Source organism: Streptomyces sp. NPDC037290, assembly GCF_055603245.1.
This window is the reverse complement of sequence record NZ_JBVJVZ010000027.1, coordinates 40,942-59,069: the sequence shown is the minus strand read 5'-3', so window position 1 is coordinate 59,069 and position 18,128 is coordinate 40,942. Positions and strand designations below refer to the sequence as shown.

14 protein-coding genes are annotated in these 18,128 nt (G+C 70.9%); 5 read left to right on the top strand and 9 right to left on the bottom strand.

Annotated features, from left to right (window positions below; genetic code table 11):
• Positions 1-117: 117 nt before the first annotated feature.
• The 6 genes from ACZ7HQ_RS39930 to ACZ7HQ_RS39905 all read right to left on the bottom strand — a co-directional run bounded on the left by ACZ7HQ_RS39930 (position 118) and on the right by ACZ7HQ_RS39905 (position 5,778).
• Positions 118-810: an LAETG motif-containing sortase-dependent surface protein gene (locus ACZ7HQ_RS39930; RefSeq protein WP_471000914.1), complete on the bottom strand. Its 693-nt coding sequence runs from the start codon at positions 808-810 to the stop codon at positions 118-120.
• A 192-nt stretch (positions 811-1,002) separates the two neighbouring features.
• Entirely contained in the window at positions 1,003-1,410 is a 408-nt protein-coding gene (locus ACZ7HQ_RS39925; RefSeq protein WP_471000911.1) for a VOC family protein, read from the bottom strand.
• A gap of 136 nt (positions 1,411-1,546) precedes the next feature.
• Entirely contained in the window at positions 1,547-2,923 is a 1,377-nt protein-coding gene (locus ACZ7HQ_RS39920; protein ID WP_471000908.1) for a hypothetical protein, read from the bottom strand.
• Positions 2,905-3,645, bottom strand: coding sequence for an ABC transporter ATP-binding protein (locus ACZ7HQ_RS39915; RefSeq protein WP_471000905.1), 741 nt, complete (start codon positions 3,643-3,645; stop codon positions 2,905-2,907). Before ACZ7HQ_RS39915 ends, ACZ7HQ_RS39920 begins: the two co-directional genes overlap by 19 nt.
• Before the next feature lie 230 nt (positions 3,646-3,875).
• The gene (locus tag ACZ7HQ_RS39910; protein ID WP_471000903.1) at positions 3,876-5,240 is read right to left on the bottom strand and encodes an aspartate aminotransferase family protein; all 1,365 of its coding nucleotides are present in this window, start codon (positions 5,238-5,240) and stop codon (positions 3,876-3,878) included.
• A 19-nt stretch (positions 5,241-5,259) separates the two neighbouring features.
• Positions 5,260-5,778, bottom strand: a complete 519-nt coding sequence (locus ACZ7HQ_RS39905) for an Lrp/AsnC family transcriptional regulator (protein WP_471000900.1) — start codon at positions 5,776-5,778, stop codon at positions 5,260-5,262.
• Between the two features lie 170 nt (positions 5,779-5,948).
• Between ACZ7HQ_RS39905 and ACZ7HQ_RS39900 the strand changes: the two genes are divergently transcribed.
• Together ACZ7HQ_RS39900 and ACZ7HQ_RS39895 are read left to right on the top strand one after the other, a co-directional pair.
• Complete coding sequence (locus ACZ7HQ_RS39900; protein WP_471000897.1) at positions 5,949-7,388, top strand: gamma-aminobutyraldehyde dehydrogenase; 1,440 nt, start codon at positions 5,949-5,951, stop codon at positions 7,386-7,388.
• Positions 7,389-7,597: 209 nt separating this feature from the next.
• The gene (locus tag ACZ7HQ_RS39895) at positions 7,598-8,761 is read left to right on the top strand and encodes a polyamine ABC transporter substrate-binding protein (protein WP_471000920.1); all 1,164 of its coding nucleotides are present in this window, start codon (positions 7,598-7,600) and stop codon (positions 8,759-8,761) included.
• Positions 8,762-8,782: 21 nt separating this feature from the next.
• On the opposite strand, the gene ACZ7HQ_RS39890 is transcribed toward ACZ7HQ_RS39895, so the two are convergent.
• Positions 8,783-12,868: a beta-galactosidase gene (locus ACZ7HQ_RS39890; protein WP_471000895.1), complete on the bottom strand. Its 4,086-nt coding sequence runs from the start codon at positions 12,866-12,868 to the stop codon at positions 8,783-8,785.
• A 283-nt stretch (positions 12,869-13,151) separates the two neighbouring features.
• Complete coding sequence (locus ACZ7HQ_RS39885; protein WP_471000893.1) at positions 13,152-14,645, bottom strand: glycosyltransferase family 39 protein; 1,494 nt, start codon at positions 14,643-14,645, stop codon at positions 13,152-13,154.
• Positions 14,646-15,069: 424 nt separating this feature from the next.
• Between ACZ7HQ_RS39885 and ACZ7HQ_RS39880 the strand changes: the two genes are divergently transcribed.
• From ACZ7HQ_RS39880 to ACZ7HQ_RS39870, 3 genes are read left to right on the top strand one after another with little or no spacing between them, the layout of a single operon-like run.
• Complete coding sequence (locus ACZ7HQ_RS39880; RefSeq protein ID WP_471000891.1) at positions 15,070-16,020, top strand: hypothetical protein; 951 nt, start codon at positions 15,070-15,072, stop codon at positions 16,018-16,020.
• A gap of 30 nt (positions 16,021-16,050) precedes the next feature.
• Positions 16,051-16,707, top strand: coding sequence for a hypothetical protein (locus ACZ7HQ_RS39875; RefSeq protein WP_471000888.1), 657 nt, complete (start codon positions 16,051-16,053; stop codon positions 16,705-16,707).
• On the top strand, positions 16,691-17,578 hold the full coding sequence (locus tag ACZ7HQ_RS39870; protein WP_471000885.1) for an inositol monophosphatase family protein: 888 nt from the start codon (positions 16,691-16,693) through the stop codon (positions 17,576-17,578). The genes ACZ7HQ_RS39875 and ACZ7HQ_RS39870 overlap by 17 nt, the downstream gene beginning before the upstream one ends.
• Here the strand turns inward: ACZ7HQ_RS39870 and ACZ7HQ_RS39865 are convergent.
• Positions 17,513-18,118, bottom strand: a complete 606-nt coding sequence (locus tag ACZ7HQ_RS39865) for a hypothetical protein (RefSeq protein ID WP_471000882.1) — start codon at positions 18,116-18,118, stop codon at positions 17,513-17,515. The two genes, ACZ7HQ_RS39870 and ACZ7HQ_RS39865, sit on opposite strands and share 66 nt — an antisense overlap.
• Positions 18,119-18,128: the final 10 nt, after the last annotated feature.

Genomic DNA, 18,128 nt, shown 5'->3' with positions numbered 1-18,128 from the left:
TCCCCCCCCCCCCCCCCCCCCCCCCCCCCCCCCCCCCCCCCCCCCCCCCCCCCCCCCCCCCCCCCCCCCCCCCCCCCCCCCCCCCCCCCCCCCGCGGCCGTGTACGAAGGCGAGGCGTCAGCCGTTGCCGCGCGTCCCGCGACGGCGCATGCCGAGGAAGACGGCGCCACCGCCGACGACGACCAGCGCGCCCGCGATGCCGGCGATCAGGCCGGTGTTGGAGCTGGCACCGGTCTCGGCGAGGTTCGAGTTACCGGCCGCCGGGGACGGCGCGTTGCTCGGCGCGCCCGCCGGGGCGGAGCTGGACTCGGAGGCCGTCGGAGTCGGGGTCGCCGACTCGGCCGGGGCGGACTTCGACGGCTTCGGCTTCGGCGTCTTGGCCGGCGGCGTCGGGGTCGAGCTCTCGGTCTTGCAGGCGGTGGACGAGGTCACCAGGTCGGGCTGGATGTCCTCGTCGACGATGTTGTGGGCGGCCGTGACGTGGACGCGGTAGGTCGCGTTCGGCTTCCAGTCCTCCGCGAAGGTGACGGGAGCGCCCTTGGCCGAGCCCTTGACCTTCTGCTGGCCCACCTGCGTGTCGACACCACTCGCGCCCTTCAGGAACACGGTGATGGTGGCGGAGGTGCGGGAGGCGTCGGTGTCGGTGACGACGATGACGCCCTTTTCGCCGTCGCACTTGGCTTCGGCCTTGAAGTCACGGATGGTGCACGCGAGCGCGGAGCTGGACAGACCCAGCACCACCGCCGCCGAGGCGGAGGCAACACCCAGGATGCGCACGGAACGGCGTGCGCTACGGCGAGTTATGGACACGTTTGTCCTTTACAGAGTGCATAACTGCGGGGGGCTGTAGGGGGAGTTGGAGCGACTGATGAGGTGAGGCCCCAGCGCCCCCAGGAGGCTCACAGGTCTATAAGCGCTCCGTAAGCAGTGTCAATGCATATGCCGCCAACGGCCGTTGACTTTACCTGCTTATTAACCGCCCGGACGTTTCGGGTCAGTTCGTCAGCCCTGGACCGCTGCCGGGTCCATCCACATGATTTCCCAGGTGTGCCCGTCGAGGTCGTCGAAGGCGCGCCCGTACATGAAGCCGTGGTCCTGGGTGCGGCCGCTCGCCGTGCCGCCCGCCGCGATCGCCTTGTCGACCAGCTCGTCGACCTTCTCGCGGCTCTCGGCGCTCAGACAGACCAGCACCTCGCTGCTCTTGGTCGCGTCGGCGATCTCCTTGTCGGTGAAGGTCGCGTAGAACGGCTTGGTGAGCAGCATCGCGACGATGGTGTCGCTGATCACCACGGAGGCGGCGTTCTCGTCGCTGAACTGGGGGTTGATGGTGTAGCCGAGTTCCGTGAAGAACTTCTTCGACGCGTCGAGGTCGTTCACGGGCAGGTTCACGAAGATCATCTGCTGGTACATACGGGACTCTCGCTTCCGTGGCTTCGTTCCGGGGTGGGTCTGTTCGAGGGGGTAGACCCCGGGCCCCGGGAGAACTCATCGGTCGCCGGAGATTTTTCTTGCGGAGGGCGGCTCAGCGGCTCAGCGGCTCAGTGGGTCAGCGGGTCACGGGGAGCGCCGCCAGGGCGGCGACGCCGAGGGTGAGCGGACCGAAGAGCGCCAGCAGGGCCGCCGTGCGGAGGGCCGCGGCGGCGCGCAGCGTCGTGACCCGGGCGCCGAGGCGGAGCAGCGCGGCCCTCGTGCCGGCCCGGCACTGGCGGGTCTCCACGGCCGCGGTGAGGAGCGTGGCGACCGTGCAGCCGGCGACGAGCAGCGTGCCGAAGGTGGTCAGGGGGCCGAACGCCGGTGCCGAGCGGGCGTACAGGGTGGTCATGGTGAAGCCGGCCGACGCGACCGCGCAGACGACGCCCAGGGGGCGGCCGACCCGGGTGGCCTCCGCCATGAGGAACCGGCCGGCGAGGAGGCGGAGGGCGCCCGGGCGGGTGCACTGGAGGAGGCGGCCGCACAGGTGGGTGAGACCGGGGGAGGCGAGGACGAGACCGGTCGCGGTCAGGAGCCAGCCGGTGAGGACGGCGAGGGACGACCCGTCGGCGTACGCCTGTGCCGTCAGGCCGGTGGCGAGGAGGGCGATGCCCCAAGGGAGGCCCACGGGCGCGTCGTTGGGGGACGCGGGGGCGACGTCGGCCCAGTCGGCATCCGGGGTCCGGGGTCCGGCGTCGGCGGCGCTGTCCGGCGGCTGGGGCCCGAGGCCGGTCGCGTCGCCCGGCACCTTCTGTGGGACAGGCGCCACTCCAGCGGCGCGACCGGCCGCGGGCTCACCGACGGGGCGGTGGCCGATCCCCGCGGCCTCGGGGCTGAGGCGGGCGCCGAACCGGGCGTACGAGCCGAACCTCTCCCGCGCCGCCGCGTAGCCGAACGAGCCGAAGCGGCCGTGTGCGCGCGGGCCGGGGGCGGCGGGGCCCGGGTCCTTCGGGCGCAGGGCCAGGGCCACGGTGGCCGACGCGGCGGCCGGGGGCAGGCACAGCAGGGTCAGGGTCGCCGGGGCGGGAAAGGGCACGTCCGCCGCCAGGAAGTCCGCCGCCGCGCCGTCGAAGGGCATGCCCGTCAGATCCCCGCGCAGGTGCAGGAAGACCAGCAGGGCGAGCAGCGAGCCCAGGGTGCAGGACAGGGCGGTCGTCAGTGCCGAGACGGCCATCAGCCGCGCCGGGCCGAGGCCCACGGCGGACAGGCCGGGGCGTGGCCGGGTGCCGGGGTCGGTGCGGGCGACGGCGAGCGCCAGGTACGCCGTGGCGGCGACCGGCACCGTGCACCAGGCCAGGCGCAGCGCGGCGGTGGACGGGGACTCGGGGTGGTTCAGGGCGTAGCCCAGGCAGGACAGGAGCAGGAAGCCGGTGCCCGCCGAGGCCGCGGCGACCAGCAGACGGCGCAGCTGGACGGCGGGCCGCGCCGTACGGGTCAGACGGAGAGCGACCACGCGGCGCGGCCCTCCGTGTCCGGTGCCTCCGGCAGGTGCACGGTGCGCACGCTCCGCCCGTCGAGCAGGCCCACGGTGCGGTCGGCGAGGGCGGCCGTCTCGGGGTCGTGCGTGGCGAGGACCACGGTGATGCCGTGCGAGCGTGCGGCCGTGATGAGGGTGCGCAGGACCTGGGTGCGGTCGGTGCGGTGCAGCGGGGCCGTCGGCTCGTCGGCGAAGAGGATCATGGGAGCCGCGGCCAGTGCCCGGGCGATCGAGACCCGCTGGCGCTCGGTCTGCTGGAGCGCGTGCGGGCGGCACCGTGCCTTGCCGCCGACGTCGAGCCGTTCCAGCCACTCCCGCGCGGTGACCTTCGCCCTGCGGCGGCCGGTGCCGCGCAGCATCAGGGGGAGGGCGACGTTCTCCCAGGCGTTCAGCTCGGGGACCAGGGCCGGTACGGGGTCGATCCAGCCGAAGCGGTCCCGGCGCAGCTGCTCGCGGCGCGTCGGGCCGAGGGTGTGCAGGGGGGTGCTGTTGAACCACACCTCGCCGTGCCGTACCGGCAGCAGGCCGGACAGGCAGCCCAGCAGGGTCGTCTTGCCGCTGCCACGCGGGCCGGAGACGGCGACGATCTCGCGCTCGCGCACGGCGAGTGCGACCCCGGCCAGTCCGGGTGACCCGTCGGGGTACCTGAAGTGCAGCGAGCGTGCCCAGAGCACGTCGTTGTCCGGCGGGGCCTCCATGCGCGTCACACCTCGGTTCTGATCCGCTTTCCCTGCCTCGTCCCTCGTGCGGGGGAACGAAGGATGGGCCGATCGGTCACTGGAACGCTAGGCAGGTGTTCTGCGGCAGCCCGGACAGCACACGGCCCCGGGCCGCCGTTCCCACTCGAACGGAGGCACCGGGGCCGGTGTCGATCAGCCGGTCGGATGATCGGACCTTCCGGGGGAAGGAGCGGACCTTCCGGGAAGGCTCAGAGCTTCGTCCACGCCTCCGTGAGGGTGGCGCGCAGGATCTGCTCGATCTCGTCGAAGGTCTCCTGGTTGGAGATCAGCGGCGGGGCGAGCTGGATGACCGGGTCGCCGCGGTCGTCGGCACGGCAGTACAGCCCGTTGTCGAAGAGCGCCTTGGAGAGGAAGCCGTACAGGACGCGCTCGGTCTCCTCCTCGTTGAAGGACTCCTTGGTGTTCTTGTCCTTCACCAGCTCGATGCCGTAGAAGAAGCCGTTGCCGCGGACGTCGCCGACGATCGGCAGGTCGTGCAGCTTCTGCAGGGTCTGCAGGAAGGCGCCCTCGTTGTCGAGCACGTGCTGGTTGATGCCCTCGCGCTCGAACAGGTCGAGGTTGGCGAGGCCCACCGCGGCCGACACGGGGTGGCCACCGAAGGTGTAGCCGTGCAGGAACGTGTTGTCGCCCTTGTAGAACGGCTCGGCGAGCTTGTCGGAGATGATGCACGCGCCGATCGGGGAGTAGCCCGAGGTCATGCCCTTGGCGCAGGTGATCATGTCCGGGACGTAGCCGAACTTGTCGCAGGCGAACATCGTGCCGAGGCGGCCGAAGGCGCAGATGACCTCGTCCGACACGAGCAGGACGTCGTACTGGTCGCAGATCTCGCGCACGCGCTGGAAGTAGCCGGGCGGCGGCGGGAAGCAGCCGCCGGCGTTCTGCACCGGCTCCAGGAAGACCGCGGCGACGGTCTCCGGGCCCTCGAAGAGGATCTGCTGCTCGATCTGGTCGGCGGCCCAGCGGCCGAAGGCCTCCGGGTCGTCACCGAAGAGCGGGGCGCGGTAGATGTTGGTGTTCGGCACCTTGTGCGCGCCCGGGACGAGCGGCTCGAAGGGGGCCTTCAGGCCGGGCAGGCCCGTGATGGACAGGGCGCCCTGCGGGGTGCCGTGGTAGGCGACCGCGCGGGAGATGACCTTGTACTTGGTCGGCTTGCCCTGCAGCTTGAAGTACTGCTTGGCGAGCTTCCAGGCGGTCTCGACGGCCTCGCCGCCGCCCGTGGTGAAGAAGACCTTGTTCAGGTCGCCCGGGGCGTGGTGGGCCAGGCGCTCGGCCAGCTCGACGGCCTTCGGGTGGGCGTAGGACCACACCGGGAAGAAGGCCAGCTCCTGGGCCTGCTTGAAGGCGGTCTCGGCGAGTTCCGTGCGGCCGTGGCCGGCCTGGACCACGAACAGACCCGCGAGACCGTCGAGGTAGCGCCTGCCCTTGTCGTCGTAGATGTAGGTGCCCTCACCCCGGACGATGGTCGGGACGGGGGAGTTCTCGTACGAGGACATGCGGGTGAAGTGCATCCACAGGTGGTCGTACGCGGTGCGGCTGAGGTCCTTGGTGCTCACGGTTATCGGGTCCTCACGGTTATCGGGTTCCCCACATGTAGGTCTGCTTCTTCAGCTTCAGGTAGACGAAGCTTTCGGTGGAGCGCACGCCGGGCAGGGACCGGATGCGTTTGTTGATGACGTCCAGCAGGTGGTCGTCGTCCTCGCAGACGATCTCGGCGAGGATGTCGAACGAGCCCGCGGTCATCACCACGTACTCGACTTCCGACATGGCGGTCAGCGCGTCCGCGATCGACTCGACATCGCCCTCGACGTGGATCCCGACCATCGCCTGCCGGCGGAAACCCACGGTGAGCGGGTCCGTGACGGCGACGATCTGCATCACGCCCTGGTCCAGCAGCTTCTGGACGCGCTGGCGCACGGCCGCCTCGGAGAGGCCGACGGCCTTGCCGATCGCGGCGTACGGCCGGCGGCCGTCCTCCTGGAGCTGCTGGATGATGGCGAGGGAGACGGCATCCAGCTGGGGGGTGCCGTTCCTGGACTCGCGGGAGAAGTCCCTCTGGTCTGCGCTTCGACTGGCCACGACCTCACTGTGCACGACGTCTCGATAGTTTCGCAACCCTCCAGCGATGAAATTCGTTGTTTGAGTGGCCGAAGCTTGCGGATTTCGCAGAACTGGTGGCGATGGGGGTGTTGAAAACGTGGGCCCGGCGGCTAGGGTGGGTGTCTCAGTGAGTGGACGCAAAGAACCAGATCAGGAGGCCGGCAGTGAGCACCGAGCTGCGTCGTCTGCGCAACTACATCGACGGTGAGTTCCGGGACGCCGCCGACGGACGGACCACCGAGGTGGTCAACCCCGCGACGGGCGAGGCGTACGCGACTGCGCCGCTGTCCGGCGAGGCGGACGTGGACGCCGCCATGGAGGCCGCCGCCCGCGCCTTCCCGGCCTGGCGTGACACGACCCCCGCCGAGCGTCAGAAGGCCCTCCTCAAGATCGCCGACGCGTTCGAGGAGCGTGCCGAGGAACTGATCGCGGCCGAGGTGGAGAACACGGGCAAGCCGACCGGGCTCACCCGCTCCGAGGAGATCCCGCCGATGGTCGACCAGATCCGCTTCTTCGCGGGCGCGGCGCGACTGCTGGAGGGCCGCTCGGCCGGCGAGTACATGGAGGGGATGACCTCGATCATCCGCCGTGAGCCGGTCGGTGTGTGCGCCCAGGTCGCCCCCTGGAACTACCCGATGATGATGGCGGTGTGGAAGTTCGCCCCGGCGATCGCGGCCGGCAACACCGTGGTCCTCAAGCCCTCGGACACCACCCCCGCCTCCACGGTCCTGATCGCCGACATCATCGGCTCGATCCTGCCCAAGGGCGTCTTCAACGTCATCTGCGGCGACCGTGACACCGGCCGCCTGATGGTCGAGCACGAGACCCCGGCCATGGCCTCCATCACCGGCTCGGTCCGCGCCGGCATGTCGGTGGCCGAGTCCGCCTCCAAGGACCTCAAGCGGGTCCACCTGGAGCTGGGCGGCAAGGCCCCCGTCGTCGTCTTCGAGGACACCGACATCGCCAAGGCCGTCGAGGACATCTCGGTCGCGGGCTTCTTCAACGCCGGCCAGGACTGTACGGCCGCGACCCGCGTCCTCGTCCACGAGTCCATCCACGACGAGTTCGTGGCCGCGCTCGCCAAGACCGCGTCCGAGACGAAGACCGGCCAGCCGGACGACGAGGACGTCCTGTTCGGCCCGCTGAACAACCCCAACCAGCTCAAGCAGGTCGCCGGCTTCATCGAGCGCCTCCCCGCCCACGCCAAGGTCGAGGCGGGCGGCCAGCAGGTCGGCGACAAGGGCTACTTCTACGCCCCGACCGTCGTCTCCGGCCTGAAGCAGGACGACGAGATCATCCAGAACGAGGTCTTCGGCCCGGTCATCACCGTCCAGTCCTTCTCGGACGAGGACCAGGCCGTCGAGTGGGCCAACGGCGTCGAGTACGCCCTCGCCTCCTCGGTGTGGACCAAGGACCACGCCCGCGCGATGCGGATGTCCAAGAGGCTCGACTTCGGCTGCGTGTGGATCAACACCCACATCCCGCTGGTCGCAGAGATGCCCCACGGCGGCTTCAAGAAGTCCGGCTACGGCAAGGACCTGTCGGCGTACGGCTTCGAGGACTACACGCGCATCAAGCACGTGATGACGTCCCTGGACGCGTAAGCACCGGCAACGCAGCGCGGCTCCGGACGGGTCACCTCCCCGTCCGGAGCCGCGCTGTCTCCGTGCGAGGCTCTGGGACCGGTCGCAACGGCGCTGATCGACAAGGTGTCGGCGAGGCGGGACCTTGCTCGACGCAGCGTCGATTGTCCCTCCACCCGGCGGGACGGCATCCTTCCCGGGTGCCCCAGACTTCCTCTCGTACGTCCGCGATGTCCCGCCGCTCCCTCCTGCGCGCCCTCGGCGGCGCCGCCGCGCTCGGTGGCCTGGCCGGCTGCGGGGTGCCCGCCGCCTATGTCGCGCCGGGCGACCGGGCCGTCGCCGACGAGTCCACGGCCGACAAGAAGCTGACCTGGGCGAACTGGCCGCTGTACATCGACACCGACGACAAGAACCCGAACAAGCGGCCCACCGTGGACGCCTTCGAGCAGCGCACCGGCATCTCCGTCGACTACGCCGAGGAGATCAACGACAACGACGAGTTCTTCGGCAAGATCAGCCCCGCGCTGATGAACCACCAGTCCACCGGGCGCGACCTGATCGTCATCAGCGACTGGATGTGCGCCCGGTTCGTGCGGCTGGGCTGGGTGCAGAAGATGGACCGCGCCCACCAGCCGAACGTGGCGAAGTACCTGGACCCGCTGCTCCGTTCGCCCGCCTTCGACAGGGGCCGCCGCTTCACGGTGCCCTGGCAGTCGGGCATCACCGGCATCGCCTACAACCGCAGGAAACTCGGCCGCGAGATCCGCCACGTCAAGGACCTCTGGGCGAGCGACCTGAAGGGCCGCGTGACCCTCCTGTCCGGCCTGGACGAGTCGTTCGCTCTGCTCATGCAGGGCAACGGCGTGGACATCACCCGGTGGACGGCGGACGACTTCCACACCGTCTGCGACGAGGTGGAGCGGGAGGTCCAGCGCGGCCAGATACGCCGCTTCACCGGAAACGACTACACCAAGGACCTGGTCAGCGGGGACGTGCTGGCCTGCCAGGCGTACTCCGGCGACGTCATCCAGCTCCAGGCGGACAACCCCGACATCCGCTTCCTCGTGCCCGAGGAGGGCGCCGAGCTGTGGTCGGACTCCCTGATGATCCCCAACCGGGCCGGCCACAAGGCCAACGCCGAGCGCCTGATCGACTACTACTACGCCCCCGAGACCGCCGCGAAGCTCGCCGCCTGGGTCAACTACGTCTGCCCGGTCCCGGCGGCCAGGGAGGTCCTGGCCGCCTCGAAGGACAAGGACACCGCCGCCCTCGCCGACAACCCGCTGATCTTCCCGGACTCCACCATGCGGTCCCGCCTCGCCATCGCCCGCGACATCACGTCCACGGAACGGGTGGAGTTCGCACAGCGATGGAACAAGATCGTGGGTCTGTGACGAGGTCGGACGAGGCCGGTGTCAGGAGGCCGCACCCGCGGCGCACGTCAGCGTGGGCAGCGCCCAGTCTCCGTGGTCGTTGCCGTTGCCGTCCTGGGCGTCACCGACCTTGAGGTCGACCACCTGGGCGCCGCTGATGTCGACGTCGACCGGCAGGGCGGCCTGTCTGCCCCGGAGCGTCGGCGTGGTCACCAGGGTCCTGCCGTCGGCGATCACGGAGAACGTCACCGTTCCCGCACCGCCCGTCTCGTCGTCGACGCCGACGTCCGCCGTCAACCGGGAGCAGTTTCCGGCGAGGTAGAGCTCGACGTCGCTGACGGAGTTGGTGCCCAGGCCCTTGGCGTAGCGGACACCGGCGATACTGAGCGGGCGTCCGTCCCCGGCTGCCTGTTCGCCCACGCTGCTGTCGCGCTCCACCGGACCCCACCCGTTGGTGGACGACAGGAACGGCAGGTCGCTCACAGCGCTCTTCCCGGTCGGTGGAGCCGGCGGGATTCCGCCGACGATGCGCTCGTCACCGCCGGTGGCCCGCCGTCCGTTCTGCCGGTAGTGCACCGTGGCGGTGAGTGCCGAGGCGGACGGCAGCTGCCCGGCGGGCGGCCGGACCTTCCAGGTGAAGGAGGCTGATCCGCCGGGACCCAGGCGCGGGACCGACGTGGGGCTCGTGGCGCTCGCGTTCCAGCCGTCGGGCACGGAGAGCGAGGCCGTCAGGCGAGAGGCGGACGGCCGGTCCTGCGGGACCCGCACCGTCGCCTCGGCCGTGAAGGCCTGTCCTGACCGGGCGGTGTCCGGCACGTCCAGGCTGACGTCCGCTCCCGGGCGTCGCGGCATCGCGTACCTCCGCTGGTCGTAGCGGGGGCTGTCGTTCTGCGCGACCTGCAGGGACGATGCGTAGCTGCCGTAGTCGGTGAGCGAGACCTTGCCGAGCCCGCCGGTGCTGCCGTCCAGGTTCCACACGGCGATGGCGATGCTGTTGTGGCCGTTGGGGTTCAGTATGCCGTTGGGGACCGGGAAGGTGTCCTGCGGGCCGAGGTAGTTGACGTAGTTGCCGACCTGCCAGCCGTTCACGAAGATCGTGGCGCGGTACCTGCGTGACGGGTCGTCGGTGAACGTCAGCCCGAGCGAGGTGTCCTGGCCGTGCGGCAGGTCGAGGCTGACGTCGGTGCGGTACCAGGAGACCCCGGGCCGGGTGTCGGCCGTCGGCAGGGACACCCGGTTCCAGCTGCCGTCCGGGTAGCCCGGCAGGGACCAGCCGGCCCGTTCGCCGTACAGGCCGCCCGTCGCGAGCGGGCCGCGCACCGGGTCCTGCGGGTCCTCGCCACCCCGTACGCCCTGCAGCCGCCAGGTGACGGAGGTCAGCGGCGCCCCCACCAGGGAGGCGCTGGTCAGGCCGCGCGGGGCCTTGTTGCCGTTGGTCGCGTTGTAGTCCTCCTCGTGGCCCATGTTCACCGTGAGCACGGAGATGACGTTGTCACCCTTGGCCTTCACCGCACCGGCCGGGAAGGTGAAGTCGGCGCTGCCTGTGGTGGAGCTGCCCAGGAAGGTGCCGCCGAGCCAGGCGGAGAACGCCTGCGCGCCGCCGCCGGAGTCCGAGACCAGGTGGATGCCCGTCTCCTTGCCGGTCGCGCGGAAGCGGCCGCGGTACCAGGTGTTGCCGGTGTGGAAGCCGTAGTCGTCCGCGTAGAGCACCGGCAGCGCGTTGGCGCCGGAGACGCTGTTGGTGGTCGTCCTGTCGGCCACCTGCCAGCGGGAGTCGTCGAATCCGGGGGCCGCTTCGGGGGACTCCTCGGCGTGCTTCCAGTCGGTCAGCGCCGGCAGGTGGACCGGGGCCGCGACCGGGATCTCACCGGCGAGGCTTCCCGTGTCGGTCGCCCGGGTGGCCAGCGTCCCGCCGTTCCAGGTGACGTGGTCGGCGGCGGTGAACACCTCGATGTTCTTGTCATCGGCGTTGTCGCCGGTCAGAGCCACGGTGTGGCCGCCGTCCAGGCTGGTCGCCGTGCGCAGCAGGTGGGTGCCGCGCACGAGCACCGGGCCGGTCGCCGTGTCCTGACGCCAGAAGGTCTTCGCCGTGGCCTTGTCGCCCACCAGGAGGAGAAGCGGGCGCTGTCCGCCGCCGTCGACGCTGATGCGGATCAGGCCCTTGTGCGTGTAGTTCAGCCGCAGGTCACCGGTGGCCGCGTCCCAGGTGGTCGTGACCGTGCCGCCGCTGGTGGTCACGGTGGGCCTGGAGGCGTAGTGAAGGACGGTCTCGCCGTCGCTGTCCGGGTCGCCGTAGAGCACGGCGGCATCCCGGTTGCCGATCGTCGCGCTGGTCATGATCTCCGAGGTCGAGTACTGCAACTGCGCGTCCCCGAGCCGGTAGTTCGCCACGATCACGTGCGAGTCGCGTCCGTCGAGCGTGATCGCGGTGCCCGGTTGCTGCGGCACGACCGGGTAGGTCGGGTTCGAGGCGGCGGCCGTCGGCACGTCGACGGCGTCGATGGACACGTAGTCGTCCGTCGAGCCCGAGCTGTGGTTCCCGTTGACGACGATCTTCAGCGTGTGCGCTCCGGGCGTCAGGCCGGACTTCTGGAAGATCACCGCCTGGTCCTCGCTGCCGGAGTCGTCGACCGTCGCCGCCTTGGTGTCGTCGAGGTAGACGTCGGCGTAGCCGTGGTTGCCGGTCTTCGAGCCGATCCAGCGGACCGCGGTGCCGTCGAAGGGGACGGTGACCGAGTCACCGGCCTTGTTCGAGAACGACTCGGTGTGCCGGTAGTCGCCGCCGGTGTAGCTCGTGTCGGCCACGTGCGACCACGAACCGGTGTACTGCAGCGCGGAGTCGGGGTCGTCCCAGGTGTAGGCGGTGTCCGCGGACGGCTGGGCGTTGAGGTCCAGCGAGATGTGGGTCCTGTCGGCCGCCGTGGACGTGGAGTTCCCGTGCCGCAGGACGTGGAACTGTGTCCTGGTGTCGGGGTTTATTCGGGCGGTGTCGACGACCGCCGAGTCGTCCGGCGGCGTGGCCCTGATCGCCTCGGTCCGGGTCAGCGGGGCGACCGACTGCGTGAAGTACCCGATCAGCTTGTCCTCGTAGTACTTCGGATCGAGCCGGCGGTTCTCGCGGATGGCGGCCCCGTAGTCGTAGGACGTGTAGTTCTCCGGCATGCCCAGCCAGCCCCAGTTGGTGCCGCCGTAGGTCATGTAGAAGCTCTGGGCGGTGGCGCCGACGGCTATGTTCTGCTTGTAGAACACGTCGGCGAACCGGTCGTTGATCAGCTGGGCGCACTTGTCGTAGCCCGGCCCGCCCCAGGGGTCGAAGGCGCCGCCCTGGAACTCCGGTGAGTACAGCGGCTTGCCGGCGGGGTGGTCGTAGCCGATGTCGGGTACGCCGTTCCACTTCGAGGGGTTGGAGCAGTTGAAGCCCTGCGGGTAGGAGTCCGGTCCGTCGACGTCCAGTGCGCCGGTTCCGGAGTTGAAGGTGCCGTTGTTGTTGCCGGTCAGCGGTACGGTGATGCCGTCGGCGCGGGCCTTGTCCTCCAGGTGCTTCATGTAGGAGCGGCCGGCGGCCGAGCCGTTGTAGTACTCGTTCTCGACCTGGTAGGCGATGACCGACCCGGTGCCGTTGGTCAGCTGGTGGCGCGCGATGATCCGGTCGATCTCGGTGAGCCACTCGTCCGCGTACTTCAGGAACTGCGGGTCGTCACTGCGGTTGTGCCCGGCCCTGGTGGTCATCCAGCCGGGCAGACCGCCGCTGTCGACCTCCGCGTTGATGTACGGCGCGGGGCGCGCGATGACGTAGAGCCCGGTCTCCTCGGCCATGTCGAGCAGCTTGTCCACGTCACGCACGCCGCTGAAGTCGTACACACCCGGCTTCGGCGAGTGGTAGCCCCAGTCGAAGTACAGCGAGGTGGAGTTGAACCCGGCGGCCTTCATCTTCTGGAAGATGTCGCGCCACAGGTCCGGACTCGGGAGCCGGAAGTAGTGGAACTCGCCGGACCACAGGTAGGTGCGCTTGCCGTCGACGAGGAACGAGTAGCCGTCGAGACTCACCGTGTGCGCCCGCGGACTTGCGGCAGTCGTGGCGGCGGGCGCCCGCCCGCCGGCGTCCCGCGCCGCGGCGGGGGCGGTCATGCCCGTGGCCAGGCCGATGGTCGCGGCCGTCGCGAGGGCGGCCCTCCACCACCGGCGGCGACCGGGTCGTGCGACCTCTGAACCGATCCGATCACTCCGCACTGCGGCCTCCATACCGACTGAGCAATCAGCATCAAACAGACTCAGGCAAAGTCGAACAGTAGAGGCGCACAAGGCACAACACAATGGGGCGGGAGAACATGGCCGAGGCGGCAGGGGTGGCTTGGAAGTCGCCGGCGAGAAGGAGCAGTTGGCGCGCTCGCCCCCGAACTCGGCCCCGGGATCAGTGAGTCGGTGCCCGGCGCTCGTACACCGTCACCCTGCGGCCACGGACCTGCTTGTCGGCCACGGCCGTGAAGTACCTCTTCAGCACGGCGATCTTCATGCGGTCCCGCTCGGCCGTGACCGGCTTCGCCACCTGAACCGCGTCCGTCACCAGCAGGACCCGGTGCTGGGCCAGCATCGCGTGACGTATGCGCCGCGGATCCGCCTCCAGCCCCTTCAGGGTCCCGGAGTCCACCGGGCTCTGAGCGAGAGCTATGTCCCGCAGACCGGTGAAGGCGTCCGGGGTGACGGACCGGGTGTCCCGGCGTGCCGCGGGGACGAAGAGCACCGCGTCCCCGGTCGCCTTCAGCCGCCGTACGTCCGACGCGATCGCCCTGACGTCGTCGATCCGGCTCGCCGGGGACCGTTCGGCCAGGGACTGCGGCAGGAGCGCCACCATCGCGACGGTGAGTGCCGCGGGAAGAACCCACATCGACGCTCGCGGGCGCCTGAGCCCGACCGCCTGTGTCGCCGAGCCGATGATCCTGCCGATCAGCAGCGCCAGTCCCAGCAGGCTGAAGAGGAGGTACCGGTCCAGGAACAGCGGCTGGACCAGGGACAGGCCGACCAGGATGAGGTGCGGCACCACCAGCAACGGCAGCCCGACGGCCGCGACCGACAGCCGGCCCGCCCGGGAAGTCCGGCCTGCCTGGGGCCGGTCCGCCCGGGGCCGGTCCGCCAGGGCACCGAGGCCACCGATCGCCAGCAGGACGGCCGGCCCGATCAGCATGTGCCAGGTCAGCGGTGGTATCCACGACACCTGCTCGGACTGGCTCCGGCTGAAGAGGACCAGGGGCAGCACACAGGCCGTGGCGCCCGCGGATGCCGTGGCCCAGCGCGCCCACGGTCCGCGTCCGGCCCGGGTCCAGAGCAGGGTCGCCAGGTGGGCCGGCAGGATCATGAGCGAGAGCCAGTTCAGCAGGCCCATCAGCAGGACGGTGCCGCCGTACGCGGCCCAGTGCACCATCCGGGCACGCCCTTGGAGCGCGGTCACGAGGAGCAGTGTGGAGATCCCGGCTCCCGCTGCGACCAGGGCGTACGGTCGCCCCTCCTGGAGGTGGAACTGCACGGCCGGTAGCAGCCCCAACGCCATCCCGCCGGCCAGTCCCGGCCATGGGCCGGCCAGCCGGTGGCCCGTGACCGCCACGCACGCCGCCGCCACCGCGATGGCCAGCACCGAGGGCAGCCGCAGGGTGGTGGTGCTGGGCCCGAACCATGCGAACAGCTCGTGCATCAGCAGGTAGTAGCACCCGTGCACGACGTCGACGTTCCCCAGCATGTGCCCTATCTGGGCGGGGGAGCGTTCGGCCACCTGCCAGGTCGCGGCCTCGTCCCGCCACACACTGCCCTGCCGTGACAGCCCCCACAGGCCGAGAGCGACGGTCCACAGCGCCGGGATCAGCCAGACGGCAGCGGGGCGGCGCAGCGAAAAGGACGTGCGGTCAAGGGACATGAGGAAGACTTCCGGAGCGGCTGTTGGAGGGGAACGACAGCAGGAGAGGCGCCAAAGCCAGTCGGTGGAAACGACTGATACGCGCCGTGACGCTCCCCCGCGCGGCTCCGTTGGGAGCCGATGTGATCAAGGGCCACATCGCCCTGTCAAATCGCGCAGGTGAGCGAACGCCCCCGGTTCACCTCGGCGGACCGAGACCCGTTCCGCCGCGGTCAGGCGGCTGGGTCAGGCGGCCCGGGCGGGTGGTCGTCGGGGCGGTCACCAGGACGGCAGACCCGCGTCACTTTCAGCCATCGCCAACACCCTTTCCGCCTTGGGGGCTGCCGAGGGGCACTGGACCCGGCCGATTTCACGGCCGATTGACGCATGGCTGACGAGGTGTCCCTGCTCCTACGATGGAAGCCACCGTCGGGGGAGGGTGGACGTGACGAGCAGTACACCGCAGGGGGCCGGACGCCGGCTGGAGAACGGGATCGCCTGGGCCGTCCGGAACCTGGACGGGGTCGTCGCCATCGGTGTCGCCCTGGTCGTCGGGCTGATGGACGTCCTCAACCAGAACATGGACCCCAACATCGTCTCCGGCGCCACCCTGCTCGTGCTCGCGGCGCTCGTGTACGGCTCGCTCACCGAGCGCCGCCGGCGGATGGCCGACATCCGTGCCGCGACCGCCGGGACCGGCCGGGCCATCGAGGACCTGGCGATGGTGCGCACGCTGTCCGGAGCCGAGGTCGCCCTCGCGCACGAGCGGGCCCGGCGCGCCACCACCCGCTGGGTGTTCAAGGGCGGCACCGGCACCTATCTGCGCGCCGTCACGCTGCCCGAGTGCGTGCTGGAGGCACAGCGGCAGCGGCGCTCCCTCAGCATGAAGATCGACATCATCAATCCCGCCGACGACCAGGTGTGCACCGCGTACGCGCGCTTCAGGAGCACGTTCGGGGGCGGCTTCGGCGAGTGGACCCTCGAACGGACCCGCAAGGAGGCGTACGCCACGGTCGTGGCCGCCAGTTGGCACCGGCAGCGGCTGGACACCCTGGAGATCGACGTCCACCTGTCCTCGGTGGCACCGGCCCTGCGCTTCGACCTCTCGGACGCCTGCCTGATCATCACCCAGGACGACCCGAGCCGGGTCAGCCTGTACGTGGAGCGGGACCGGCCGCTGTACGACTACTACGTCACCGAGCTGCACCAGAGCCGCGAGCAGGCGGTCAAGCTCGATCTGCGCGAGGCCGTCCCGCTCGCCGACGAGCCCACCGTCGACGAGGTCAGACGCCTGCTCGACCGGCTCGGCCTGCCGCTTCCGTCGACCTTCACCGATCCTGACGTCGGCGACATCATCGACAAGGCGCTGCGCGCGGAGAACCCGTACCGCAGGTGAGCGCCGTGTTCCGGCCAACGGGGAGGGAACATGGACTACCCGGCCCTGGAACGGGCCGCCCGGCGGCACGCCACCGCCGAGCTGATCCGGCACGCCGTGTCGGAACTGGACGGGATCGCCTCGGGCCGCCGCGCCCTGCGCGCGGTGCGCCATCCCCTGGGATTCGTCTGCTTCCCCGTCCTGCGCGACGGCGACGACGGCGTCTGCGTCCACGTCTTCCGCACACCGGAGGCGGAACCCGACCGGACCGCACCCCAAGTGCACTGCCACAGCTGGGACCTGACCAGCACCGTGCTGTACGGGCGGCTCGGCAACCGGCACATGGACGTCGAGGACGACACCGGCGCACCCACCCACCGGGTCTTCGAGGTGCTCAGCGATCCCTCGGGCATCGACGAACTGCGGCCCACCCGGCGGTTGGTGCGCTGCCGCCCCGGCGCCGAACACACCAGTGCGCCGGGCCAGACCTATGCCCTCCCGGCGGGTGAGTTCCACACCACCGTGGTGCCGGACGGCCGCCCCACCGCCACCCTGGTGCTGGGGCGGACCCTGCCCGGCCGGGTGGACCTCTCGCTGGGCCCGCTGTCCGAGCCGGGGCACCGCATGGTCCGCCGGACGTGCGACGCGACCCAGACCGCCCGGATCGCTCGGGCCGCCCTCAGGAGGATCCATGAGCCCGAACCCTGACCCCGGCTACCGCAGTGAGCACCGTACGGCCGTGACCGCCGCCGAGGAGGCCGGGGCGCTGCTGCGGTCCCGCTTCCCCGACGGCTTCGCCGCCCGCACCAAGGGCCGGCTCGGCGATGTCGTCACCGACCTGGACGTGGCCGCCGAGCGGCTCGTGGTCGGCCGGATCCGCGCCCGTTTCCCGCGCGACCGCATCCTGGCCGAGGAGTCCGGCGAACTCGCCGGCGACGGCGGTGGCCGTACCTGGCTCATCGATCCGCTCGACGGCAGCAACAACGTGGTGATCGGGCTCGCCGTCTACGTCGTCGGCATCGCCCTGTGCGTGGACGACACCCCTGTGGTGGGTGTCGTCCACGATCCGATGACCGGCCGCACGTGGTCCGCCCGGCGCGGCGGCGGTGCCCACGGCCCGGGCGGCCGGCTCGCCGCCCCCGGGCAGGCCCTGTCCGCCGCCGGCCCCCTGCTGGCCTGGACCCAGGGCCACGGCGTCCTGCGCGACGACCCCGTGGCCTGTTCCCTGCGGCACACCCTCGAACTGCGCTCCCGGCGCCTGCTCCAGCTCTGGGCGCCCCTGGTGGCCTGGGCGATGCTGGCCCGCGGCGACATCGACGGCTTCGTGGGCTACCGCGCCGAGGCGATCGACCTCCCGGCGGGCGCGCTCCTGGCCCGTGAGGCCGGTGTCGCCCTGAGGCACCTGGACGGGGCGGAGTTCACAGGCGGCTACGACGGCCCCGACACCGCGCGTTCCTTCGTCGCCGGCCGCCCGGAACTGCTGCCGCACCTGCTGGACCTGGTCGGCTCGGTCTCAGCCTCGTCGGCGTCCGCTACGCCTGCGCCCTTCGCCTCGCGCGGCGATGCACGCACACAGTGAAGCGGGCGCGGGCAGGCTCGCCCGGCCCGCTTTCCCCGGCGTCGTGAAGGCCGGCGGCTGGCGCAGTCGCCTGGTGTACGACCAGGTCAACGCCGTCATGAGGGCCGGGATGGCGAGCAGGGGGGCGTAGGTGATGCCCCAGACGGTCTGTGCCGTACCGCTGGACATGTACGTCCGGCTCTCGGCCGTCAGGGCGACCACGACCTGCCACAGCGCCACCAGAACCAGGACGGCCGAGGCGGTCCAGGCCAGTGAGGCGAGGACCCGGGGCCGCAGCGGCCGCCACCGGTCGCTCACGAGGAGCAGCGGGAACAGGGCGGCCAGTTCGGAGAGGACGGAGAGGCCGACGACGTACGCGACACCCCAGCCCGGGATGTCGAAGACGTCCCGCAGGACCCGGTCGCTGTAGCCGACGTGGACACCGGATGCCATGGCGATGCGCCACAGGCCGGAGGGGAGGGCGCACAGGGCGATGGAGTGGGCGGCGCGACGGGCCCATACGGGCGCGGGAGCGGGGAGGCGAGCGGATTCCGTGGTCATGACATACATG

Excerpts from the sequence above, each read along its gene's own strand:
- ACZ7HQ_RS39925 (WP_471000911.1), bottom strand. The coding sequence starts at position 1,410 with ATGTACCAGCAGATGATCTTCGTGAACCTGCCCGTGAACGACCTCGAC.
- ACZ7HQ_RS39915 (WP_471000905.1), bottom strand. The coding sequence starts at position 3,645 with ATGGAGGCCCCGCCGGACAACGACGTGCTCTGGGCACGCTCGCTGCAC.
- ACZ7HQ_RS39895 (WP_471000920.1), top strand. The coding sequence starts at position 7,598 with ATGTCCCGCCGCTCCCTCCTGCGCGCCCTCGGCGGCGCCGCCGCGCTC.
- ACZ7HQ_RS39890 (WP_471000895.1), bottom strand. The coding sequence starts at position 12,868 with ATGACCGCCCCCGCCGCGGCGCGGGACGCCGGCGGGCGGGCGCCCGCC.
- ACZ7HQ_RS39885 (WP_471000893.1), bottom strand. The coding sequence starts at position 14,645 with ATGTCCCTTGACCGCACGTCCTTTTCGCTGCGCCGCCCCGCTGCCGTC.
- ACZ7HQ_RS39875 (WP_471000888.1), top strand. The coding sequence starts at position 16,051 with ATGGACTACCCGGCCCTGGAACGGGCCGCCCGGCGGCACGCCACCGCC.
- ACZ7HQ_RS39870 (WP_471000885.1), top strand. The coding sequence starts at position 16,691 with ATGAGCCCGAACCCTGACCCCGGCTACCGCAGTGAGCACCGTACGGCC.
- ACZ7HQ_RS39865 (WP_471000882.1), bottom strand. The coding sequence starts at position 18,118 with ATGACCACGGAATCCGCTCGCCTCCCCGCTCCCGCGCCCGTATGGGCC.